This window comes from Peribacillus sp. B2I2, from assembly GCF_041261685.1.
Taxonomy (GTDB): Bacteria; Bacillota; Bacilli; order Bacillales; family DSM-1321; genus Peribacillus.
In genome coordinates, this window is the sequence record NZ_JBGCCB010000001.1 from 1792833 (window position 1) to 1811027 (window position 18195).

Sequence of the window (18195 nt, forward strand, 5' to 3'; positions counted from 1 at the left end):
ATTTATGAATGATTATTAGGGGGAATAGAAATTGGCAAAGTTCACACGTGAAGACATCACTCGTTTAGCGAAAGAAGAAAATGTTAAGTACATCCGTTTACAGTTTACTGACATTTTAGGGACGATAAAAAACGTTGAAATCCCAGTCAGTCAATTAGAAAAAGCACTTGATAATAAAATGATGTTTGACGGATCTTCCATTGAAGGATTCGTCCGTATCGAAGAGTCTGATATGTACCTATATCCTGATTTAAATACATGGGTTATCTTCCCTTGGACTTCGGAAAAAGGTAAAGTTGCACGTTTGATCTGTGATATCTACAATACGGATGGAACACCATTTGATGGGGATCCCCGTGCTAACCTAAAACGCGTTCTTGCAGAAGCAAGAGAAATGGGCTTCACAGATTTCAATCTTGGACCTGAGCCTGAATTCTTCTTATTCAAACTGGACGCAGCAGGCGAACCTACTCTAGAATTGAACGATAAAGGCGGATACTTTGACCTTGCACCTACTGACCTAGGAGAAAACTGCCGTCGTGATATCGTGCTTGAGCTTGAAGAAATGGGATTTGAAATCGAAGCTTCCCACCATGAAGTAGCTCCAGGACAACATGAAATTGACTTTAAATACGCAGATGCAATCTCAGCTTGTGATAACATCCAAACATTTAAATTGGTTGTTAAGACGATTGCCCGTAAACATGGTTTACACGCAACATTCATGCCAAAACCATTGTTCGGTGTTAATGGATCTGGTATGCACTGTAACGTTTCTCTATTCAAAGGAAACCAAAATGCATTTTATGATAAAGAAGGAAAATTGGAATTAAGTAAAACAGCTGAGCAATTCATCGCTGGTATCATTAAGCATGCCCCAAGCTTCACAGCGGTAACAAACCCAACTGTTAACTCATACAAACGTCTAGTTCCTGGTTACGAAGCTCCTTGTTATGTTGCATGGTCCGCTAAAAACCGCAGCCCATTAATTCGTATCCCAGCTTCACGTGGAGTGAGTACTCGCGTAGAGGTACGTAGTGTCGATCCAGCAGCAAACCCATACTTGGCTCTTGCTGTTCTGCTAAAAGCTGGTCTTGACGGAATCAAAAACGACTTGACTCCTCCAGCTCCAGTAGACCGCAACATCTATGTTATGAATAAAGAAGAACGTGAAGAAGTAGGCATCGTCGATCTACCAGCTACTTTATATGCTGCATTGGAAACATTAAAATCTGATGAAGTAATCAAAGAAGCGTTAGGCGAACACTTACTTGAACACTTCATCGAAGCAAAAGAAATCGAGTGGGATATGTTTAGAACACAAGTTCACCCATGGGAACGCGAACAATATATGTCCATGTATTAATAGCTTTAAAGCCTTGGTATTACTGAGTTTCTCAGTTGCCAAGGCTTTTTTTATTTTTATAAAATGAAAGGGAACTGGCTGGTTGACCACATTTCAAACTATTTCATTTTCAACTGGGCATAATGTATAGCATTCCGGGACCTAAGACTAGAGCAGCCATTGTCACTGTCAAAAAAGGTGCAAAAGGCAATCTTACATGGATTCTCCAGGGTGCACTTTTTACTGAAGGATATAGCCCTGAATCACTCGATTCTATCTTTGGAAAAGGTACTGAAACTGCATTAGCTAACCAGAAAGCGCGTGATATTTCAGTTGATAGGAAGGCAGGTAAAGCTACTTTCACTGAGAATTGGTTGCTAGATAAGGCAAATTTTAACTTTTAAGTAGTCTTTCTGGACGATTCTTTTCTTTAAATAAATTCTGATATTTCATATTGCTTAAAAAAAGCATTAGGATAAAAATATAAAGGTAAAAACCTATATATTTTTATTAACCTAATGCTTTTTTACAGTAGAAATTTACTTAATTTTAGAGAAGTTTGAGGAAATTGTATTATAGTAATACATCCATTGTCCCAATGCCCAAGCATTAGCTACAACAGCAACAGGACCTGCAACGTTTTTAATAACTGTCTTAAGGGTTTGTAAAGAAATTATTTTGCCTGCAGTTAAACCACCACCTGTGAAAGCAGCGATTAACCAACCAGCTAAAGTTCCATTTTCTACACCTCTTATAGAATCAATCGCTCTTGCATGGGTATCAAATGTTTTAGAACTAAGTTTAGCTGTTTTAGTGCCGGATTTCGCATAGGTTGCAGTACCTTTGTTTGTAGAATAGTTCTTTTTATAGCTCATGTTTAAAACAGAAACTAATGATTTGTTACTTGCTGTAGAAGCAAAGGGTACAAAAACTGGGCCTGTATTCTCAATATTAGGCTCAGGCATTTCTTCATTTTTATAGATTTCTTGATCAGTTATTTTTTCATCTTTAATAATTGTTTCAAAATCTTGTAATAATTCATTTGTCTCTTCGTTATAAGATTTTGTATGGATAACTTTAGATCCATCATCCATAACCTTCGTTATTTCAATATACCGGATTTGGTTGCCATCGATTGATAAAATATAATCGAACTTCTCATCGGTTTCTTTAATTATTGTTAAAGATTCATCTAATACAGGTATTTCAGAATTGGCTGAAGTTTTACTTGGTAGGGCGACTAATACTGTACCAAGTAATAATATAAAACTCATGAAAAATGCAGTACCTTTTTTAAAATTCATCGCCTTCATTCCTTCCTTTTAAATATATGTACATATATAAACCTACCATAAAAAAGGAAAATAGGAATAAATATTCAGAATATTACTACTTTTTTCCATTATCATATTACTATTTACTTATATATGAATAAATAGAAAAACATAAAATCATGATGAAAGCTAAAAAAAGTATTATGCCTATAAGAAAATTAACAGTTAAATAAATTGCCGAGATATTTAAAAGCGCAATTAAAATAAATATATTTATCTTATCTTTAATTTTTAAGAAACATATAAAAATTAAAGATAAAATGAATAAGGAACTTGCTAAATAAAATATTGAATCATATTCTAAGTTATCGCTATACGTTAATAAAACAATCCTGTATAAAACTATAAGTGTTACTATACTAATTATTTTTTTCATAGATTCACCCTCCTTTTTATATGTAAACATATCAAGGTTAAAATATCATATATTATCCTAAAATGTTAGTTTTTGTGGTTATTTAATTAGTAATAAGTCCCACATCAAAATATAACTTGTCCAATAACTTTTTCACAATTCCCAATTCCATTGAAGTATGCAAATGGTGCTTTATCATATTTACTCCGCTCTTCACCTTCATGTCAAATTTCTTAAACGCGTGTCTTCAACATAAACTGCCTGTGTAGTAGTCGCTTTATTGGTTTTGTGGTTTTGCGCTTTTATCACCCATCTTGCTAAAACTATTTACAGACTAGGTATAAAAAGTCTGTTTTTTTATACTGTAGTAGATGATGAAGTATGCTCTTTATAACGTGTGATTTTTAAAACACATAAGCGGTCTTTGAGACAGCCGTAATACTGACCTTTATCATTAGTGAAGCCCTTACTCATTGAGTAGGGGCTTTTTTTATTTTTAGATAATTAATTTAGCTTTCTTTCCTAACTCCGTAATATCAATGTTATAAAACACCTAATCAATTCGAAAATCCTTACTAGCAGCAAAATTAGATTTAATCTGCTGAATCCATTCATATGCTTTAACTGCAGCTGTCTAATCTGGATCTTTTCTATAGTCAGAGGGTACTATAGGGAAGCTTCCACTCTTTAAAAATTTGTTTCTTTTGCATGCAAGTAAACCTTTATATTAATGTTCATTCATTTTGCTCTTTTCGGTTTAGTTTAGTAATTTATACATATATTTTAAATCAGTTGCTCAAAACATATGCGTTTATTTTGCCCACCATTTGCCCACCACTTCATGATATTTTACTCTTGCTCATTGTGAATCCATTTATGAAAAAGCTATTAAACAGGCATTTGTGATGTTTTATGATGCTTGATTATGCTAAGAAGTTTGTTCCGTACTCAAGTTCACCCATGGGAACGCGAACAATATATGTCAATGTATTAATATCTCAAACCCTTGGCACCTTTGGTGTCAGGGGTTTTTTATTTGTAAGGTAATAATTAATATGAATTAGAGATAGGAAGTTCACCCCTTTTTTACCCCACTTTCTAATTCTATTGAGTAATCCTCAAAATTACTAATTGTTGTATCCTTTTCGGTTTTTTTAAAAAAATTCAAACGGTTGATACCATTTCATTATTTGTGAGTGGATCATATAAAGAGAAAAAGCAGCTTCAAAATTTTTCGGTTATTAAAGCTGGAAAAATTAGTTTGGGTTCCAGTTGCAGGATAACAGTCAGCGCTGCAGTTAAAATAAAAGCAGCGATATGCGTTAGATACTTTGGTTCATTTAATGGTTAGCTTATCGTTGCCATAGCATCCGTTATAATAACTGGTGCAGGATTATTGGTAATGTTAAATCAAAAAAAACTTGGAAATCACCTGATGATGCAAGCAAGTATAGGCAATGTATTGGTTCAAGTGATTCCCTTGTTTCGTAAATTGGTTAGCTGGAATCGGGAATGTTGCTTAATAAGGGGAACCATCTTTTTTTATTTAGGCTCTGTAATGAATCTTTTGTTCTTCTTGAACTACCATGAAAATTAAAGACTAATAATAAGGGAAAAGATCAAATTAAATAAAAAACAAGCGTCAAATTTCCGAAAAAAGAGCAGCGCTCTATTAAAGATCTCCTAATATATCGGATTGAGCACTGGGGCCAAGAGTACTTATGATTCATAATGAAATCTTCGCTAATGAAAAGATTGATAAAACTGAAGGAGTGGCTCCTAATGAACAACAATCAACGTGAAATAGTGGGACAAAAAAAGTACAGTAAAATTACATAAATGCCTATATTATAATTATTAAGAGGCATTTTTTATTATGAATATACCTAATCTAATAGGTGGAATCGTTAAGTATAACGTAGTAAATAATATTGGTTGAATATGTAAATTCTATAAGATATACTTCTGTCGTGTGTAACTGCGAGTGTGCATACATATAAGGAGGGGATATAATGACCTTACATCATTACTTAGCTGCAGAAAAAAACTTCCTATGGGTAGCTTTGGATTAAACGCAACAGAAATAGCGTTAGAGAAAGTAAGACAACCCGGAAAGAAAAACAAAAACAAAAATAGAGTGTACAATAAAGAGACAGTAAGTGTTTATCAAACTGAAGATGTTTCTCTCGGTATTGAAGTCATTGAAGTGGGTAACGGCTATAAAGAAGTAAAAGAGCATTTTAATCATTCGTACGTTTACGAAATAGTAGGATATCTAGAAAATCCAGGAAAAAGCATAAAAGAACTTTTTAAATATGTAGATCAAAACATACCTGAAGGGGAATCGATTGAAGTTTATTCCTGCTTAGATGGTGAGGAACAAAAACCAAGGGACAACAAATTAGATGTTGTTATAAACTTAAAAACATATCAGTTAGGTAAGCATATTAAATTGGATAAAAAGAAATATCTACAACAACTTGGAGAATCTTTCAAGTTAGAAGACAAACAATATATTCAAGTAATTAAAAAGTGAATATAATCATTATTCTTTAATAGGGTAAATATTACATAAAAAAACTCGCAATCCATAGGGTAGCGAGTTTTTTTATAGATTTTTTTGTGCCGAATTGTTATTTAGTGGAAATTATTAATGTATTTTGTCTATACAGGCTTCGATGGACATGCATACTTTATCTATTAAGAATTTTACAGTTACTTTGTTTCCTGGGGCGCTAACTAGGCCAGATTTATCCCAGCTTAGCCTAACAGGCTCGTTAATTCACACATAGATGCATAGAATGGAGTATCGTCATCTAAAGAAGCAATATTGTCCTTTTTTATAGCAGAACCTCCAATGTGCTATATGCGTGGATATCAAAATAAAGTTCCTGATGTAGAAAAGCCCTTCTCTTATTATCGGAAGGGCTTCGAGATTTTTGCAATATATATTCCATTTTTCTTATTTGATAAAATACTGATAAGCCCGCTGTACTAACGACTCAATTATTTCTTGACGATCGATTAAGTCATCTTGATTTAACTTTAATGTATAAAGTGCGTTCTTATGTTCATAATCTAAACTTGCTGCATCCATCTGCTCTTCAAATTCAGGGTCACTTTCCATTTTAAACATAGCGTTTATAAGCCTTTTTTTTGGCTTAAAGAAGATGAAATTGTTTGAAATGCCACTCTTCTCTAAACCAATGTAATACTTATTATATTTTAGGTTATATCCATTATCGCATTTTTTAATCAAATTAAGGATTGAATCAGCTAAAGAAACAGTTTCTTTAGAAGCAGTAGCTTCCCAAAAGCCTCTATCAGTTGGTTGGTGAACAGTCTCTATTTCATCATCAATCTCTTTCATTAAACTTTCATCTAATACTTTAACAAAATGAAGACCTATTTTGTTTTCTATTTGAATTGCACTCATCTGCAAAGCAATAATTGGAATGTTGCCATTAAATAGGCTAATAACATTTAAAAATCGACTAGTTATGTTTTCAGCAATGATTACTGCAACATGTTCATACTGAGGATATCTTTTTCTTTCTATATCCCAATACTCTATTGTTCTAATAATGTGACTTTCATCTGTTTTACCAAGTTGTAATTCTATTTCATAAATTCTGTTCCCATTTAATTCCCTGAATAAAAAATCCAATCGTCCAGCCCTTGGTTGTTTTCGCTCTAGTTGTAATAATTCAACGTCACCTAACCCCAATAGATTTGGATTTTCTGCGATTATATTCTGTACCCAAGCTTCATTAATTTCATTATGGTTTTTTAAGTTAACTATATTCATATTCATATACTCCAATTTTATTATCTCCCTTATTGTTTAGAGTTTAATTCAAAACCTTGTTGTAATTAAACAGAGTTAACTGTTGGAACTGATAATTGAGTATTAATAAGGAAAATCCTCCTAAACTATAGATCTAACATTCTTAACTAACTCCGTAATATCAATATCATCGTTATAAACCACTTGATCTATACGAAAATCCTTACTGTCTGCAAAGTTAGCTTTAATCTGCTGGATCCATTCGTATGTGGCAACTGCAGCTGTCCAATCTGGATCTTTCTTAAAATCTGAGCTTAAAACAGGGAAGTTCCCACTCTGCAAAAAATTAGTTTCCTTTGCATGTAAGTAGACTTTGACATTAATGTTCACCTTTCAACACCTCAATGATATATTAAACGAAATTATATTATTCCTTTAAAAAAGTATAATCTAGGTTATCGACACCTTTATTCTCTTTTTTTACCTCATCAGCTATTCTAAATCAGTAGCTTCAGTAGGAATGTGAAGGTTGCACTATCTGCCTTTTCATTTGTTTCAACGATGACATAATCATTAGAAGTCTAACATCATTATTAAGCAAACTACAATAACAAGGATGAGAAATATTCCTTATAGCATTCTTATATTTTGTTTTAAAATTCATCCTCTCAGACCCCATGAAAAATAACTCTTGTAGTCCATAAGATCTCGAAAAATAATTTATAAAAATTAACCTTTTAATTTAATAGAAATAATGGCAATATTTCCTATTGTGTAATAATTTAACCATGGGGGGATTTATATGTATAAAAACATTAAGAAATTTGGCGCTTTACTTTTGTCTCTGCTCCTAGTAATTGGGGTGTCCTCACAAATACCATCAAAAGCTTTTGCAGAAGAAAAAGCTGAGGTCGTCGATGGGTCAGTTGATACTAAAGTCGAAGAAGGTCCATCATTTGAACCAATTGAACAATCTGAAATTCAACATGAAGTTAACAAAAATTTATCAGAGGAACAAATTAGAGAGAGATTTGAAAAAATTAATTCTTCATATGAGATACAAGAACCGTTTTCTGAAGAGGATACTGAATTTGTAAGGGCTTATGCTCAAAGTACCGAGTCAGTTGATGATACTGAAGCAGACAATGGTATCCAAACTATGTCTATGAAATTTGGTAATTCAAATAGTGAGTCTTTTAGTAAAACTAAAACAGCATATGGTGTTACAGTTAAATTCACAGGAACAGTTTATGTTAACATAGGATTAGTAAATAATAGTTACAGAGGGAAAACTAAAGCAGTAATTACTGCGGGCGGATCAAAAGTTAATAGCATCAAACTTGGAGTTACTAATTCTGCTTATGGGGCTGTAGGAGGAGGCGGAATCTATTTCGGCTTGGTCTACGATAGTGGAACTAGTAGCGCTACAAAAACACAAACTACATGGAATATGGATAAGACAGTTAAATATACTGGAGTAGCTGTTGTTTACACTTATACTGATGCGTATGTGCAAGTTGCTACTAAAAGTGGTACATTTAATAAATACGCATTTTAAGGAGTAGAAGACATTGCATAGTATTAATATAGTAAATGGTTTAATTAATATAATTATTCTTGTTATAGTGGTATTTATTATTGTTAAGATCTTAAAAACAGTTAGTAGAAAATTAAAGAAGAAAAAGTAGATTGTAAAGGTGAACTGAAAAGTTCGCCTTTTTCTTTAGTTTGTTTCCGTTTAGATTTGTTGTTTATAGAGAATTGAAGGGATCAGCAACGCCCAAATTCATGAAATGAATGCCAAAGATATCTCACGAAAACGCTAGTCATGTTGACCACATTCTGACCACTAAATAAAAATAAAAAGCTGAAATAACTTAAAATAAATTTGTATACAGGTTTTAGAAACCTTGATAAATAAGCTTATCAGTATCTTTTTGAAAAATTACGAAAGGCGAAGATATGTTCCGCACACAAGTTCACCCATGGGAACGCGAACAATATATGTCAATGTATTAATATCTCAAACCCTTGGCACCTCTGGTGTCAGGGGTTTTTTATTTGTGAGGTAATAATTAATATGAATTAGAGATAGGGGGTTCACCCCTTTTTTACCCCTCTGACTCAATTTAAATAATCCTCAAACTTACTCATGGTATCTTTCTCGATTTTTTTAGAGATATGAGCATATACATCAGCTGTAATTTGAGCGCTTCCGTGGCCTAAACGTTCCTGAATATACTTCATTGTGGCTCCAGATTCAAGTAGTAAGACAGCGTGGGTATGACGTAAACAATGTATTGAATTTCCGGAATAACGGCGCGTTTTAGTATCCGAGAAAAGGCTTTGGCATTTGCCTAACTTAGAGTGAATAAACAAATAGGAATCCTTGCCTTTTAGTTGAATATAAATAGTGTGAAACTAAGGGGGAGAAAAGGTGGATATATTTGATGAACATGCGAAAGTGCTAAAAAAGATGTTTGATAATAAAAAAGCCCAAAAAGAAATTATAGAGAAAATGGGAAACGGCATAAATTCAGAGTTGGAGAATCAGTTGCAAACATTAAAAAAGGAATACTACGTTTTGAGCAAATTAGAAAGAACATTTGATAATCGCTATGAATTTAATTAAATTTGGGCACCCATACATTTGGGTGCTTTTTATATGCAGGAAAACGCCTCCTTTTGTCGTATTGGTTAAACGAAGGGGATGACAAAATGAATGATGATTATGAGAAAATCGGTATTTTATTGTCCAATATGACAAACGAATTAGTGTCGAGTAGAGTGAGGGTTAAAGCTATAGTAGAACTACTAACTGAAAAAGGTCAAATAACCTACGAAGAGTATGAAAAAAGGTTTGAAAAAGTTTTTGAAAGAGATGCAAAGTCATTTAGAGATGATTTAATAAAAGACTTCAAGAGTAGTGAATAAAAGGAGAAGGCATCCATTAATCCGGGTGCTTTTTATTTGCAGAAAAGTCCTTTTTGTCGAATTAGGTAGGCAAAGGGAGATGATATTATCAGTTGGAATCAAGAGGACTTTGCAAATTATCACAACGCACCTTCTGCTTTTTACAAAGTGGAAATGAATGGAAGAGTGGATATTAGCATGAAACAAGGCCGAGATAAAAAGATAAGTTTACAACCTCACGGAATGTTTAAATTAGTTAAGGAATGGTTAGAAAGTGGGCATTAACTTTCGGCAGAGAAAAAACAGAACTAATTGATTTATTAAACCAATAGGCTATGTTATAGGTAAAGGTTGAAATGGGAATTTATGTTAGATTAAATAGGAAATATGAGGATTTCTACTACAACTAACTGTTCAGGATTGTTAAATAAGTTGTGTATAGCAAAAAAATACGGGGGGATGAAATGAAAGGCTTTTTTAGATTATTTATAGGAATGTTCTTAATATTTATATTAACAGGATGCATAGGAGAAGATTATGATGTTGGTGTTCCAACTGCTCATTTATATTCAGAAGACCTTGCTACAACTTTGCAATTAACAGAAGGAAATATCAGTTGGAGTTCATCAAGTGGAGATGTAGATCAAAAAATAGATGATATTCAAGAATTAGGATTATCACAAGAAAAAATGAAGGTTACTGCCAACGAAAAAGTTTCCTTGGATTTTCAAGAGAACGTAAGAAATGGTGGAGACATTTGGACTGACCAAAAAATAACAGTTGCCCTACTGAAAGATGAACAACGAATTGAACTCGAATTGCATAAAGATAGGGAATTTCAAATCCCCAATAACAAAGGGAGTTATGTTTTAGAAGTTGTATTCACAAGTTCAAGAGGTACTGCCCAATATGTAGGAAATATCTTAATTCAGTGATGTAGCCCTAAGGGGCAAAGAGAATTATAGGCGTAAAATCAACCAAGAACTTTAACATAGCCAACAAATAAAACGGCAAGTTCTTGTAGATAAAGAGAAGTAAAAAGAGATAGTTGGTCCTGAAGGATTGAAATTTGAAAAGGATAAGCTGCTAAATTCAAGTTCATTCGATCCATTAGCAAAAGTTAAAGAAACATTGAAAAAAAATCAACAAATTTTACAAGATAACATTAATAAGATTAAAAAGTAGGCATCCATTAATTTGGGTGCTTTTTTTATTGGGGTGAGAATGATGAGCCGTGATGAGAAGAATAAACCTGTTAAGAAGCCAGAGAAACTAACAAACTTAGTTGGAACAAACTGTAGGGGGTTAGAACTTCTATTATTCAAAGTTATTTTTCCTAATTTGATATTAGGATATAATAGTAATAAATGAATAATAAAAGGTGTGATTTTTCTGACGGAAGTTTTAGCACTAAAAAAGCAGCATAGAAAGTTATCTAGTTTGATAATTATCCAACGGACGATTCTTATTACAATTGGTGCTTTGCTAATGGCCACTGGATTGGAAATCTTTTTAATTCCCAATCATGTAATTGATGGAGGCATTACAGGTATTTCAATTATGCTTTCTCACATTACTGGGATAAAACTAGGAATCTTTCTTTTTCTATTGAATCTACCATTTGTATATCTGGGATATAAACAGTTTGGAAAAACCTTTGCTATATCTACTATATATGGGATTATAATGCTTTCCATTTTTGCAACATATTTTCATCCTATTCCACCCTTCACTGAAGATATCCTTCTTGCTACAATTTTTGGCGGCATTTTTTTAGGTGTAGGTGTAGGACTAGTAATTCGTAACGGTGGTGCACTTGATGGTACAGAAATACTTTCGATTGTAATAAGTAAAAAAATGCCTTTTTCTGTTGGCGAAATTGTTATGTTCATCAATCTATTTATACTTGGTTCTGCCGGATTCGTTTACACTTGGGATAGAGCTATGTATTCAATTTTAGCTTATGTAATAGCTGCTAAAGCCATTGACATTGTTATTACTGGAATGGAAGAAACAAAGTCAGTATGGATAATTAGCGATGAAGCAAGAGAGATAGGTGATGCAATCAATAGTCGCTTAGGACGGGGTGTGACATACTTACATGGTGAAGGTGCCTTTTCTGGAGAGGACAAGAAGGTTATTTTCTGTATAATTACCAGACTTGAAGAATCTAAGTTAACTACTATTGTTGAAGATATTGACCCTTCATCTTTCTTAGCAATAGCAAATATTGCAGAAGTACGTGGAGGACGGTTCAAAAAGAGAGATATTCATTAATTTATAAAATAATACTTATTAACAGAGCCAACATTTTGATGTTGGCTTTTTGTTTATGTTTTTTAATCTGTAGTAAGACTATTCACATGGGGATCCTCTGTAGTTCCTAAACATATATTCACAGAACTTGGTCAAATGCATAATGTAAATTGATTTATTTTTAATGAGGAGAATGTTCCCAATGTATGATAATTACTACAATAATCAAACGCCTTTATAAGACAAATATTATCCATCCAACAGGCACAAGAAATCGCGCTTCAGAGAGTGCATGGCCAAGTACTACATGTCGATATGGATATGGAGCATGGTGTTCTAGTATGCGAATTCTTTATTTTGACCAACCAAAACAGAATTTATAAGGTTGAGATAAATGCAAAGACAGGAAGGATTATGAAAGTAGAAGAAGAAGATCTGGATTAAGGAAGTAATGCATTGAAAATTTGCTTATAAAATTTGCGATAAATTAACAAAATACAAGCCGCCTCTTAATGAGGAATGGCTTTTTATTATGTATAAATAACCTAGGCATACAGAGATAGAGAGAGAATCTTATGGTAAGGGGGGAGGTTAGTTGAAAAAGTATACTTGATGATAAGAGAATAAAACTAATGCCCTTATGTCAATAATAAAAATTGACATGACACCAATTGGTGTCTTATAATAAGGACACCAATTGGTGTCTGATTTATAAAGGGGGGGTGGTTTTGAGCGAGAAAAATCAAGAGCGTGATGTTTATGTAGCCATTGCTGATCCAACAAGACGTAAATTGCTACGTTTGTTGGCAGATGCAGGAGAGTTACCTCTTCACGAATTAACCGCACAATTTCAAATGGGGCGTACCGCTGTTTCTAAACATTTGGCTATCCTTAAAGAAGCTGGTCTAGTTGCTGACCGGAAAGTTGGTAGAGAAACAAGGTATCGGCTAATTGCAGCTCCCCTACAGGAAATTAAAGATTGGGTATCCTTTTACGAGGAATTTTGGATGGGAAAAGTGGCATTTTTAAAAAAATTATTATCGGAGGAATGAATAATGGCAGATTTATCATTAGATTTTCAGTTTACAAGTTCAATCAATACAGTGTGGAACGCATTAACAGATTCGGATACTCTTGCAAAATGGATAATGGAAAATAACTTTAAACCAATCGTAGGACATAAATGTCAATTCCGAAATGAGCAGTGGAATTTAATTGTAGATTGTGAAGTATTGGTAGTGGATGAGCCTCATAAATTATCTTACACTTGGGTAGGTGGTCCGATAAACACTACAGTCACATGGACATTGAAGCAAGAGGATGGAATAACCTCCTTACACCTTGAACAAACTGGATTCGAAAAAGAAGATCAAGCATTCAATGGTGCAAAATATGGTTGGGCGAATATGACTGAAGAACTTAAAAAAGTATTAGGGGAAATGTAAGAACCTCGGAACCTGTTTTTTTTAGTTTAGCTTAGCTACAAATATGCCCGACCCAAGTGGTCAATATACGCATTTTTTAGCCTGATTTTAGAGGATTAATATAAAAAAGCCCTGTTTAACAGGGCAATTCTTAACCACAATCATCATTATGTTTGCTTTTTTATGCAACCTAATAATACGAAAAATAGCGGAATGACAAGTCACTATGCGATTCATTCAACTTTTTCTCTGAAATTATTATAACTTGTTATATTCCTCATCTGTTACTGGTTCCATCCATTCAGCAGGACCTGCTGATACATCCCCTTCAATTGCAAGATGAACAAACCAACTGTCGGCTGCAGCACCATGCCAGTGTTTTACGTTTGGAGAAATTTCCACTACATCTCCTGGATGTAATTCTTGTGCAGGTTTTCCTTCTTCTTGATACCATCCTCTTCCGCCAGTAACCAAAAGAATTTGCCCTCCTGGATGTGAATGCCAGTTATTGCGGCATCCTGGTTCGAACGTTACATTTCCAATCAGTTGTTTTAGATTGTCGGACGGTACAACAAGCAAATTGAGATAACTAGTACCAATAAAATACTTTGCAAAAGCCTCTGGAGCTTTCTCACCTATTGGGAAAATAACACTTTTACTTAAATCTTTTTCGTTTGCCATAATTCCGCTCTCCTTTTCGGTATGAACTGACAAGGTAATATTAGCCCCTTGTTATGTCATTTGATGATTTAATTGTTTCTTTCTTTTTTAACCTACTTGAACAGTTGGACGAATAATCATCTCATTTATACCTACATCCGAAGGTTGCTCAATTGCAAATGAAATTGCACTAGCAATTTTTTCAGCATCAATTGCCACTTTGTAAAATTCATCTAAGCCGGCTTTCATCTCAGGATCTGAAGTAGTTTCTATTAATTCGCTGCTGACAGCCCCTGGAGAAACATTGGTTACACGAATATTAGTACCACTCATTGCTTCTTCTTGACGCAAACCTTCAGAGATTGCTCTTACCGCATGTTTTGTACCACAATATACTGTTCCGCCTGGATAAATGTTATGTCCGGCTACTGAAGAAATATTAATAATATGACCTGATTTACGTTCTCTCATGGATGGAAGAACAGCCGCAATTGCATACAATACACCTTTGATGTTTACATCAATCATCTGATCCCATTCATCAACTTTTTTCTTAAACATAAAAGCTTGAGGCATAATACCAGCATTATTAACTAAAACATCAATTTTTCCAAACTGTTCAAGAGCATACGCAGCTAAATCTTCCATTTGTTCACGTGAAGTAACATCAGCTACTCTATAAACAACTTGACCACCATTATTTTGAATTTCTTCCTGTAATTCTTTTAAACGGTCTTCACGACGAGCAGCTAAAACCAACTTTGCACCTTTAGAGGCTAGATCTTTCGCGGTAGCTCCTCCAATCCCACTAGAGGCACCTGTAATAATGACAACTTTATTTTGAATATTAGACATATAATACATCCTTTCGTTCTTTTTATTTTTCTTTTAAAAACACTTGTTTAGCCACCAAAATGGCTGACATCGCTTTTGGCCAACCAGCATAGAAAGCAAGGTGTGTAATAACTTCGACCAATTCTTCTTCAGTAAGGCCGTTTTCTTTGGATTTGTTTAAATGAAATCCTAGTTGTTCTGTATTTCCACCAGTGATTAATGAAGATACAGTGATTAAACTTCGTTCACGAGGAGATAACTCTTTACGCTCCCACACGTCTGCAAATAGTACATCATCGTTTAATTGCACTAGTTTGGGTGCAAAATCTCCAATTAACTTCTGTGCAGGAGTAAGTTCTTTTTGATTTGACATATTTTATCCCTTCATTTTTTACTCTTCTATTTTGCCGAAGGTAGCTAAAATTGATGTGTTAGGAAAATACATATGGATGCGGTATTGCACATCTGTGTATAATTTATAATGAAAGTAGGTTGTCTGCAATAACCAATTTACTTCGGTTCGTGCGGTATTGCACAAATTGATTGAAAGTGTGCCTTATTTATCAAGAAAGATTGGTGACTCTAAAAATGTCTGTAGTGGATAGAAGAATACTCAAAACCCAAGAAGCAATAAAAAACGCTTTTATTGAGCTAATGTCTGAAAAAGGTTTCGATCAAATTACGATACAGGATATTTCCGACAGGGCCAATGTTGGTCGAAGAACCATTTATCATCATTACATGGATAAATTTGATTTACTGGATAAGCTCATTGAAGAACATATTGATGAACTTAGAAAACTCTGCGAATCATCAGCAGATTTGGACTTTGTTACCGCAAATCTAATCTGGTTCGAATACTTTGATAGCAATCATTCATTCTTTTCTACGATGTTAACAAGTAAGGGAGCACCACATTTTCGTAGTCGTTTCTTGGAGTTTGTTATCGAAGAGTTAAAGGGCGAAGTAAATATCATTGAAGGGAAAAATAAAGGATTAACAGAAGATGTTATTCTTAAATTCTTTGGGGCTGCAATTGTAGGGATAACGGAATCTTATTTTAGAAATGAGATTCGTGTCTCACCTCAAGCAGTGGCAGAACAAGTGGGGATTTTGCTAGAGAGAAACTTATAGTTGGGAAATAGAATGAGATTGTTAAGGATTGTACTTAAACTAAGAAGTGCTTTACTTTAATAAGGGAGTTGCTGGGCAGCGGTTAAGTGGAAATGATTGATGAACTTGAGTTTAGTTAAATAAAGTGTTCTTAAACTAACGAGTGCGTAAGCTTAAGATCGGAGCTGTCTTTTAAGGCAGCTTTTTCTTTATGCAACTATCCGGGCAGGATAGTTGAATAAGAAAATATTCACAAGTTGTAATGGTGTTATAAAATAGAGTGAATAAACGGTGAAAAATGTTTAAGTTATGGAGGCAATAAAATGCTTGGATTACCAAAAGGTGAGGTGTCTTTAGTTCCATGGACAAATAATTGGGAAAAGGAATTTTTATTAGAGAAAGAAAGGATTCAAGAGGTAATTGGTCAGAATATTTTAGCTGTTCACCATATTGGGAGTACAGCAATAAAACATTTAAGTGCAAAGCCAATTATTGATATTGCAATTGAAGTTAAGGAATTTCAAGATGGTGAAAAGTGTGTTAGGGCATTAGAAACACTTGGATACTCATATAAAGGGACAAATGTATTGCCAGATAGATACTACTTTAATAAAGGTGAACCAAGAACACACCAAATCCATATGTATCAAAGTGGAAATAAATATTTACTTGAACAGTTGGATTTTAGAGATTATTTGAGAAATAACGAAACAGCAAGAATACAATATAAAAAGCTTAAACAGATATTATCAACGGTTAATAAAAATAATAAACATAAATATGCAGATGATAAAACCAATTTTGTTAAGTCCATCTTAGAAAGTATAAAAAAATAATAGTATTTTGGTAACTCAACTAACGGGTACGTTAGCTGAAGATTAGAGCTGTCTTTTAGGCAGCTCTTTTTCTTTATGCAACTATCGGGGCAGGTTAGTTTATGTTCATTTTCCAAACTATATTTTAAGCCCTGAATACCTCTGAGTAAAAGACAAATGTTGATCCCTCTTATTGACTCTTTTTGGTTATTTAAAAGAAATTTTAACTGATCCGCTTTTTTTTGTTCTTACATAAAAAGGAAATGCCGATTCCGATTTAGTTAGAAACATAAGAGGATTAGGCACTGATTTAAGAGAAATAGGACAGCGGTCGCTTTGTCATCTGTAGCATAATGAGGATACCTCTACATTTATACATTACTTTTTATTCGGTATGAATAATACAACTCCGTTTTTTCCCTCGTTAACAAAATAGTGTTTATGTGGCTAATGCCATATTTAATTCAAATTACAAGTTCACTGTAAGCTGGAGTTTTGGTAATTATTCTGATTCTGGCTATTCTCCCTCGAAGAAACAAGCATATATACAACAAAGTACTGGGGATTGAACTTGATAGGGATAGTCAGGGAGGACGATTCCGAGTTTTGTATAGTAATAATTTGGAACGAATCTAGGAGGAAAAAGATGAAAAAACGATTATTAATATCCCTGGCTTTGGTCATGACCATCACTCTTTCAGCTTGCAACGGCAATAATGACAGAAATGGTATTTCCCAACAGGAACAACAATCAGAATCCAATCGTGAACTGGTTGAATTCCCTGAGAACTACGATAAGGGTGTAAACTATACGACTGTGCATCGTGGAAATGTCAGAGAGGAACTCTACACGAGCCGGGAAGCGATAGAAGCGGTGCAGAATGGGCAGCCAATCCCTGACGGCACCATAATCACTCTCGAAATCTATAGGGATGAAGAGCTTGGTGAAATTTTCGTGATGGAAAAGCGAGCTGGCTGGGCTGATGAGAACCCAGCTGAGATGCGTAATGGAGATTGGCTGTACCAGGAATTCAATGGAGACAAGTCGGTGGATTACAAGGAAGAAATCGGTCGATGCTTTACTTGTCACGCGAACCAGGAACGGGATGACTTCGTGAACACGATGGATGAAATGAAAAGTTTTGACCTTGGGGAATTTACAGGATCAAAGGATGGCAGTACAGCATCACGGACTGCAGGTATTCCCACCGAATACTGGGAGGTAAAAGCGGTAGACGATAAATTGGAGGACTTTCAGGATATATTGCATGGAAACAGCTTAATGGAAGAAGAAAAAGCGGGAATCATCCAGAAGGTTCTTTTGATGGTTCATTTTAAATAATAAGACATAGGGATTTA

The 18195-nt window shown here is 34.1% G+C and carries 20 protein-coding genes and 1 pseudogene; 14 read left to right on the forward strand and 7 right to left on the reverse strand.

Features of this window, described 5'->3' with window-relative positions; all coding sequences use genetic code 11:
- The first annotated feature begins 31 nt into the window (after positions 1-31).
- Positions 32-1366 carry a type I glutamate--ammonia ligase gene (gene glnA / locus ABIE66_RS09075; protein ID WP_289324464.1) on the forward strand — a complete coding sequence of 445 codons (1335 nt, stop codon included), beginning with the start codon at positions 32-34 and terminating at the stop codon, positions 1364-1366.
- 122 nt (positions 1367-1488) lie between these two features.
- Positions 1489-1749, forward strand: a complete 261-nt coding sequence (locus tag ABIE66_RS09080; RefSeq protein WP_370014451.1) for a peptidoglycan-binding domain-containing protein — start codon at positions 1489-1491, stop codon at positions 1747-1749.
- Between the two features lie 135 nt (positions 1750-1884).
- Here ABIE66_RS09080 and ABIE66_RS09085 read toward each other — a convergent pair whose 3' ends face one another.
- Positions 1885-2649, reverse strand: a complete 765-nt coding sequence (locus ABIE66_RS09085) for a hypothetical protein (RefSeq protein WP_370014452.1) — start codon at positions 2647-2649, stop codon at positions 1885-1887.
- Positions 2650-5087: 2438 nt separating this feature from the next.
- Between ABIE66_RS09085 and ABIE66_RS09090 the strand changes: the two genes are divergently transcribed.
- Complete coding sequence (locus tag ABIE66_RS09090; protein ID WP_370014453.1) at positions 5088-5570, forward strand: hypothetical protein; 483 nt, start codon at positions 5088-5090, stop codon at positions 5568-5570.
- A 426-nt stretch (positions 5571-5996) separates the two neighbouring features.
- On the opposite strand, the gene ABIE66_RS09095 is transcribed toward ABIE66_RS09090, so the two are convergent.
- On the reverse strand, positions 5997-6842 hold the full coding sequence (locus ABIE66_RS09095; protein ID WP_370014454.1) for a hypothetical protein: 846 nt from the start codon (positions 6840-6842) through the stop codon (positions 5997-5999).
- Between the two features lie 120 nt (positions 6843-6962).
- The gene (locus ABIE66_RS09100; protein WP_370014455.1) at positions 6963-7211 is read right to left on the reverse strand and encodes a hypothetical protein; all 249 of its coding nucleotides are present in this window, start codon (positions 7209-7211) and stop codon (positions 6963-6965) included.
- Positions 7212-7623: 412 nt separating this feature from the next.
- Here ABIE66_RS09100 and ABIE66_RS09105 point away from each other — a divergent pair, with 412 nt between their 5' ends.
- Positions 7624-8379, forward strand: a complete 756-nt coding sequence (locus ABIE66_RS09105; RefSeq protein WP_370014456.1) for a hypothetical protein — start codon at positions 7624-7626, stop codon at positions 8377-8379.
- 566 nt (positions 8380-8945) lie between these two features.
- Here ABIE66_RS09105 and ABIE66_RS09110 read toward each other — a convergent pair.
- A pseudogene (locus ABIE66_RS09110) lies at positions 8946-9166 on the reverse strand (tyrosine-type recombinase/integrase); the annotation flags it as partial.
- A gap of 92 nt (positions 9167-9258) precedes the next feature.
- Here ABIE66_RS09110 and ABIE66_RS09115 point away from each other — a divergent pair.
- From ABIE66_RS09115 to ABIE66_RS09145, 7 genes are all read left to right on the forward strand, one after another.
- Entirely contained in the window at positions 9259-9453 is a 195-nt protein-coding gene (locus tag ABIE66_RS09115; RefSeq protein WP_289324470.1) for a hypothetical protein, read from the forward strand.
- Positions 9454-9539: 86 nt separating this feature from the next.
- On the forward strand, positions 9540-9755 hold the full coding sequence (locus tag ABIE66_RS09120) for a hypothetical protein (RefSeq protein ID WP_370014457.1): 216 nt from the start codon (positions 9540-9542) through the stop codon (positions 9753-9755).
- A 443-nt stretch (positions 9756-10198) separates the two neighbouring features.
- Positions 10199-10669: a hypothetical protein gene (locus ABIE66_RS09125; protein ID WP_370014458.1), complete on the forward strand. Its 471-nt coding sequence runs from the start codon at positions 10199-10201 to the stop codon at positions 10667-10669.
- A gap of 457 nt (positions 10670-11126) precedes the next feature.
- Positions 11127-12011, forward strand: coding sequence for a YitT family protein (locus tag ABIE66_RS09130; RefSeq protein ID WP_370017008.1), 885 nt, complete (start codon positions 11127-11129; stop codon positions 12009-12011).
- A 267-nt stretch (positions 12012-12278) separates the two neighbouring features.
- Positions 12279-12434, forward strand: a complete 156-nt coding sequence (locus ABIE66_RS09135) for a PepSY domain-containing protein (protein ID WP_370014459.1) — start codon at positions 12279-12281, stop codon at positions 12432-12434.
- A gap of 284 nt (positions 12435-12718) precedes the next feature.
- Positions 12719-13042 carry an ArsR/SmtB family transcription factor gene (locus ABIE66_RS09140; protein WP_370014460.1) on the forward strand — a complete coding sequence of 108 codons (324 nt, stop codon included), beginning with the start codon at positions 12719-12721 and terminating at the stop codon, positions 13040-13042.
- Positions 13043-13045: 3 nt separating this feature from the next.
- Complete coding sequence (locus ABIE66_RS09145; protein WP_370014461.1) at positions 13046-13435, forward strand: SRPBCC family protein; 390 nt, start codon at positions 13046-13048, stop codon at positions 13433-13435.
- 237 nt (positions 13436-13672) lie between these two features.
- On the opposite strand, the gene ABIE66_RS09150 is transcribed toward ABIE66_RS09145, so the two are convergent.
- The 3 genes from ABIE66_RS09150 to ABIE66_RS09160 form a co-directional block, all read right to left on the reverse strand.
- Positions 13673-14095 (reverse strand): cupin domain-containing protein, encoded by a 423-nt coding sequence (locus tag ABIE66_RS09150; RefSeq protein ID WP_370014462.1) that lies wholly within the window; start codon positions 14093-14095, stop codon positions 13673-13675.
- Between the two features lie 87 nt (positions 14096-14182).
- Entirely contained in the window at positions 14183-14929 is a 747-nt protein-coding gene (locus ABIE66_RS09155) for an SDR family oxidoreductase (protein WP_370014463.1), read from the reverse strand.
- Positions 14930-14951: 22 nt separating this feature from the next.
- A complete protein-coding gene (locus ABIE66_RS09160) occupies positions 14952-15281 on the reverse strand; it encodes a carboxymuconolactone decarboxylase family protein (protein ID WP_370014464.1) in 330 nt (109 codons plus the stop codon).
- A 215-nt stretch (positions 15282-15496) separates the two neighbouring features.
- On the opposite strand from ABIE66_RS09160, the gene ABIE66_RS09165 reads away from it, so the two are divergent.
- The 3 genes from ABIE66_RS09165 (at position 15497) to ABIE66_RS09175 (ending at position 18178) form a co-directional block, all read left to right on the forward strand.
- Entirely contained in the window at positions 15497-16042 is a 546-nt protein-coding gene (locus ABIE66_RS09165) for a TetR/AcrR family transcriptional regulator (protein ID WP_370014465.1), read from the forward strand.
- Between the two features lie 302 nt (positions 16043-16344).
- The gene (locus ABIE66_RS09170) at positions 16345-16857 is read left to right on the forward strand and encodes a GrpB family protein (protein ID WP_370014466.1); all 513 of its coding nucleotides are present in this window, start codon (positions 16345-16347) and stop codon (positions 16855-16857) included.
- Between the two features lie 625 nt (positions 16858-17482).
- Positions 17483-18178, forward strand: coding sequence for a cytochrome P460 family protein (locus ABIE66_RS09175; protein WP_370014467.1), 696 nt, complete (start codon positions 17483-17485; stop codon positions 18176-18178).
- The last annotated feature ends 17 nt before the right edge of the window (positions 18179-18195 follow it).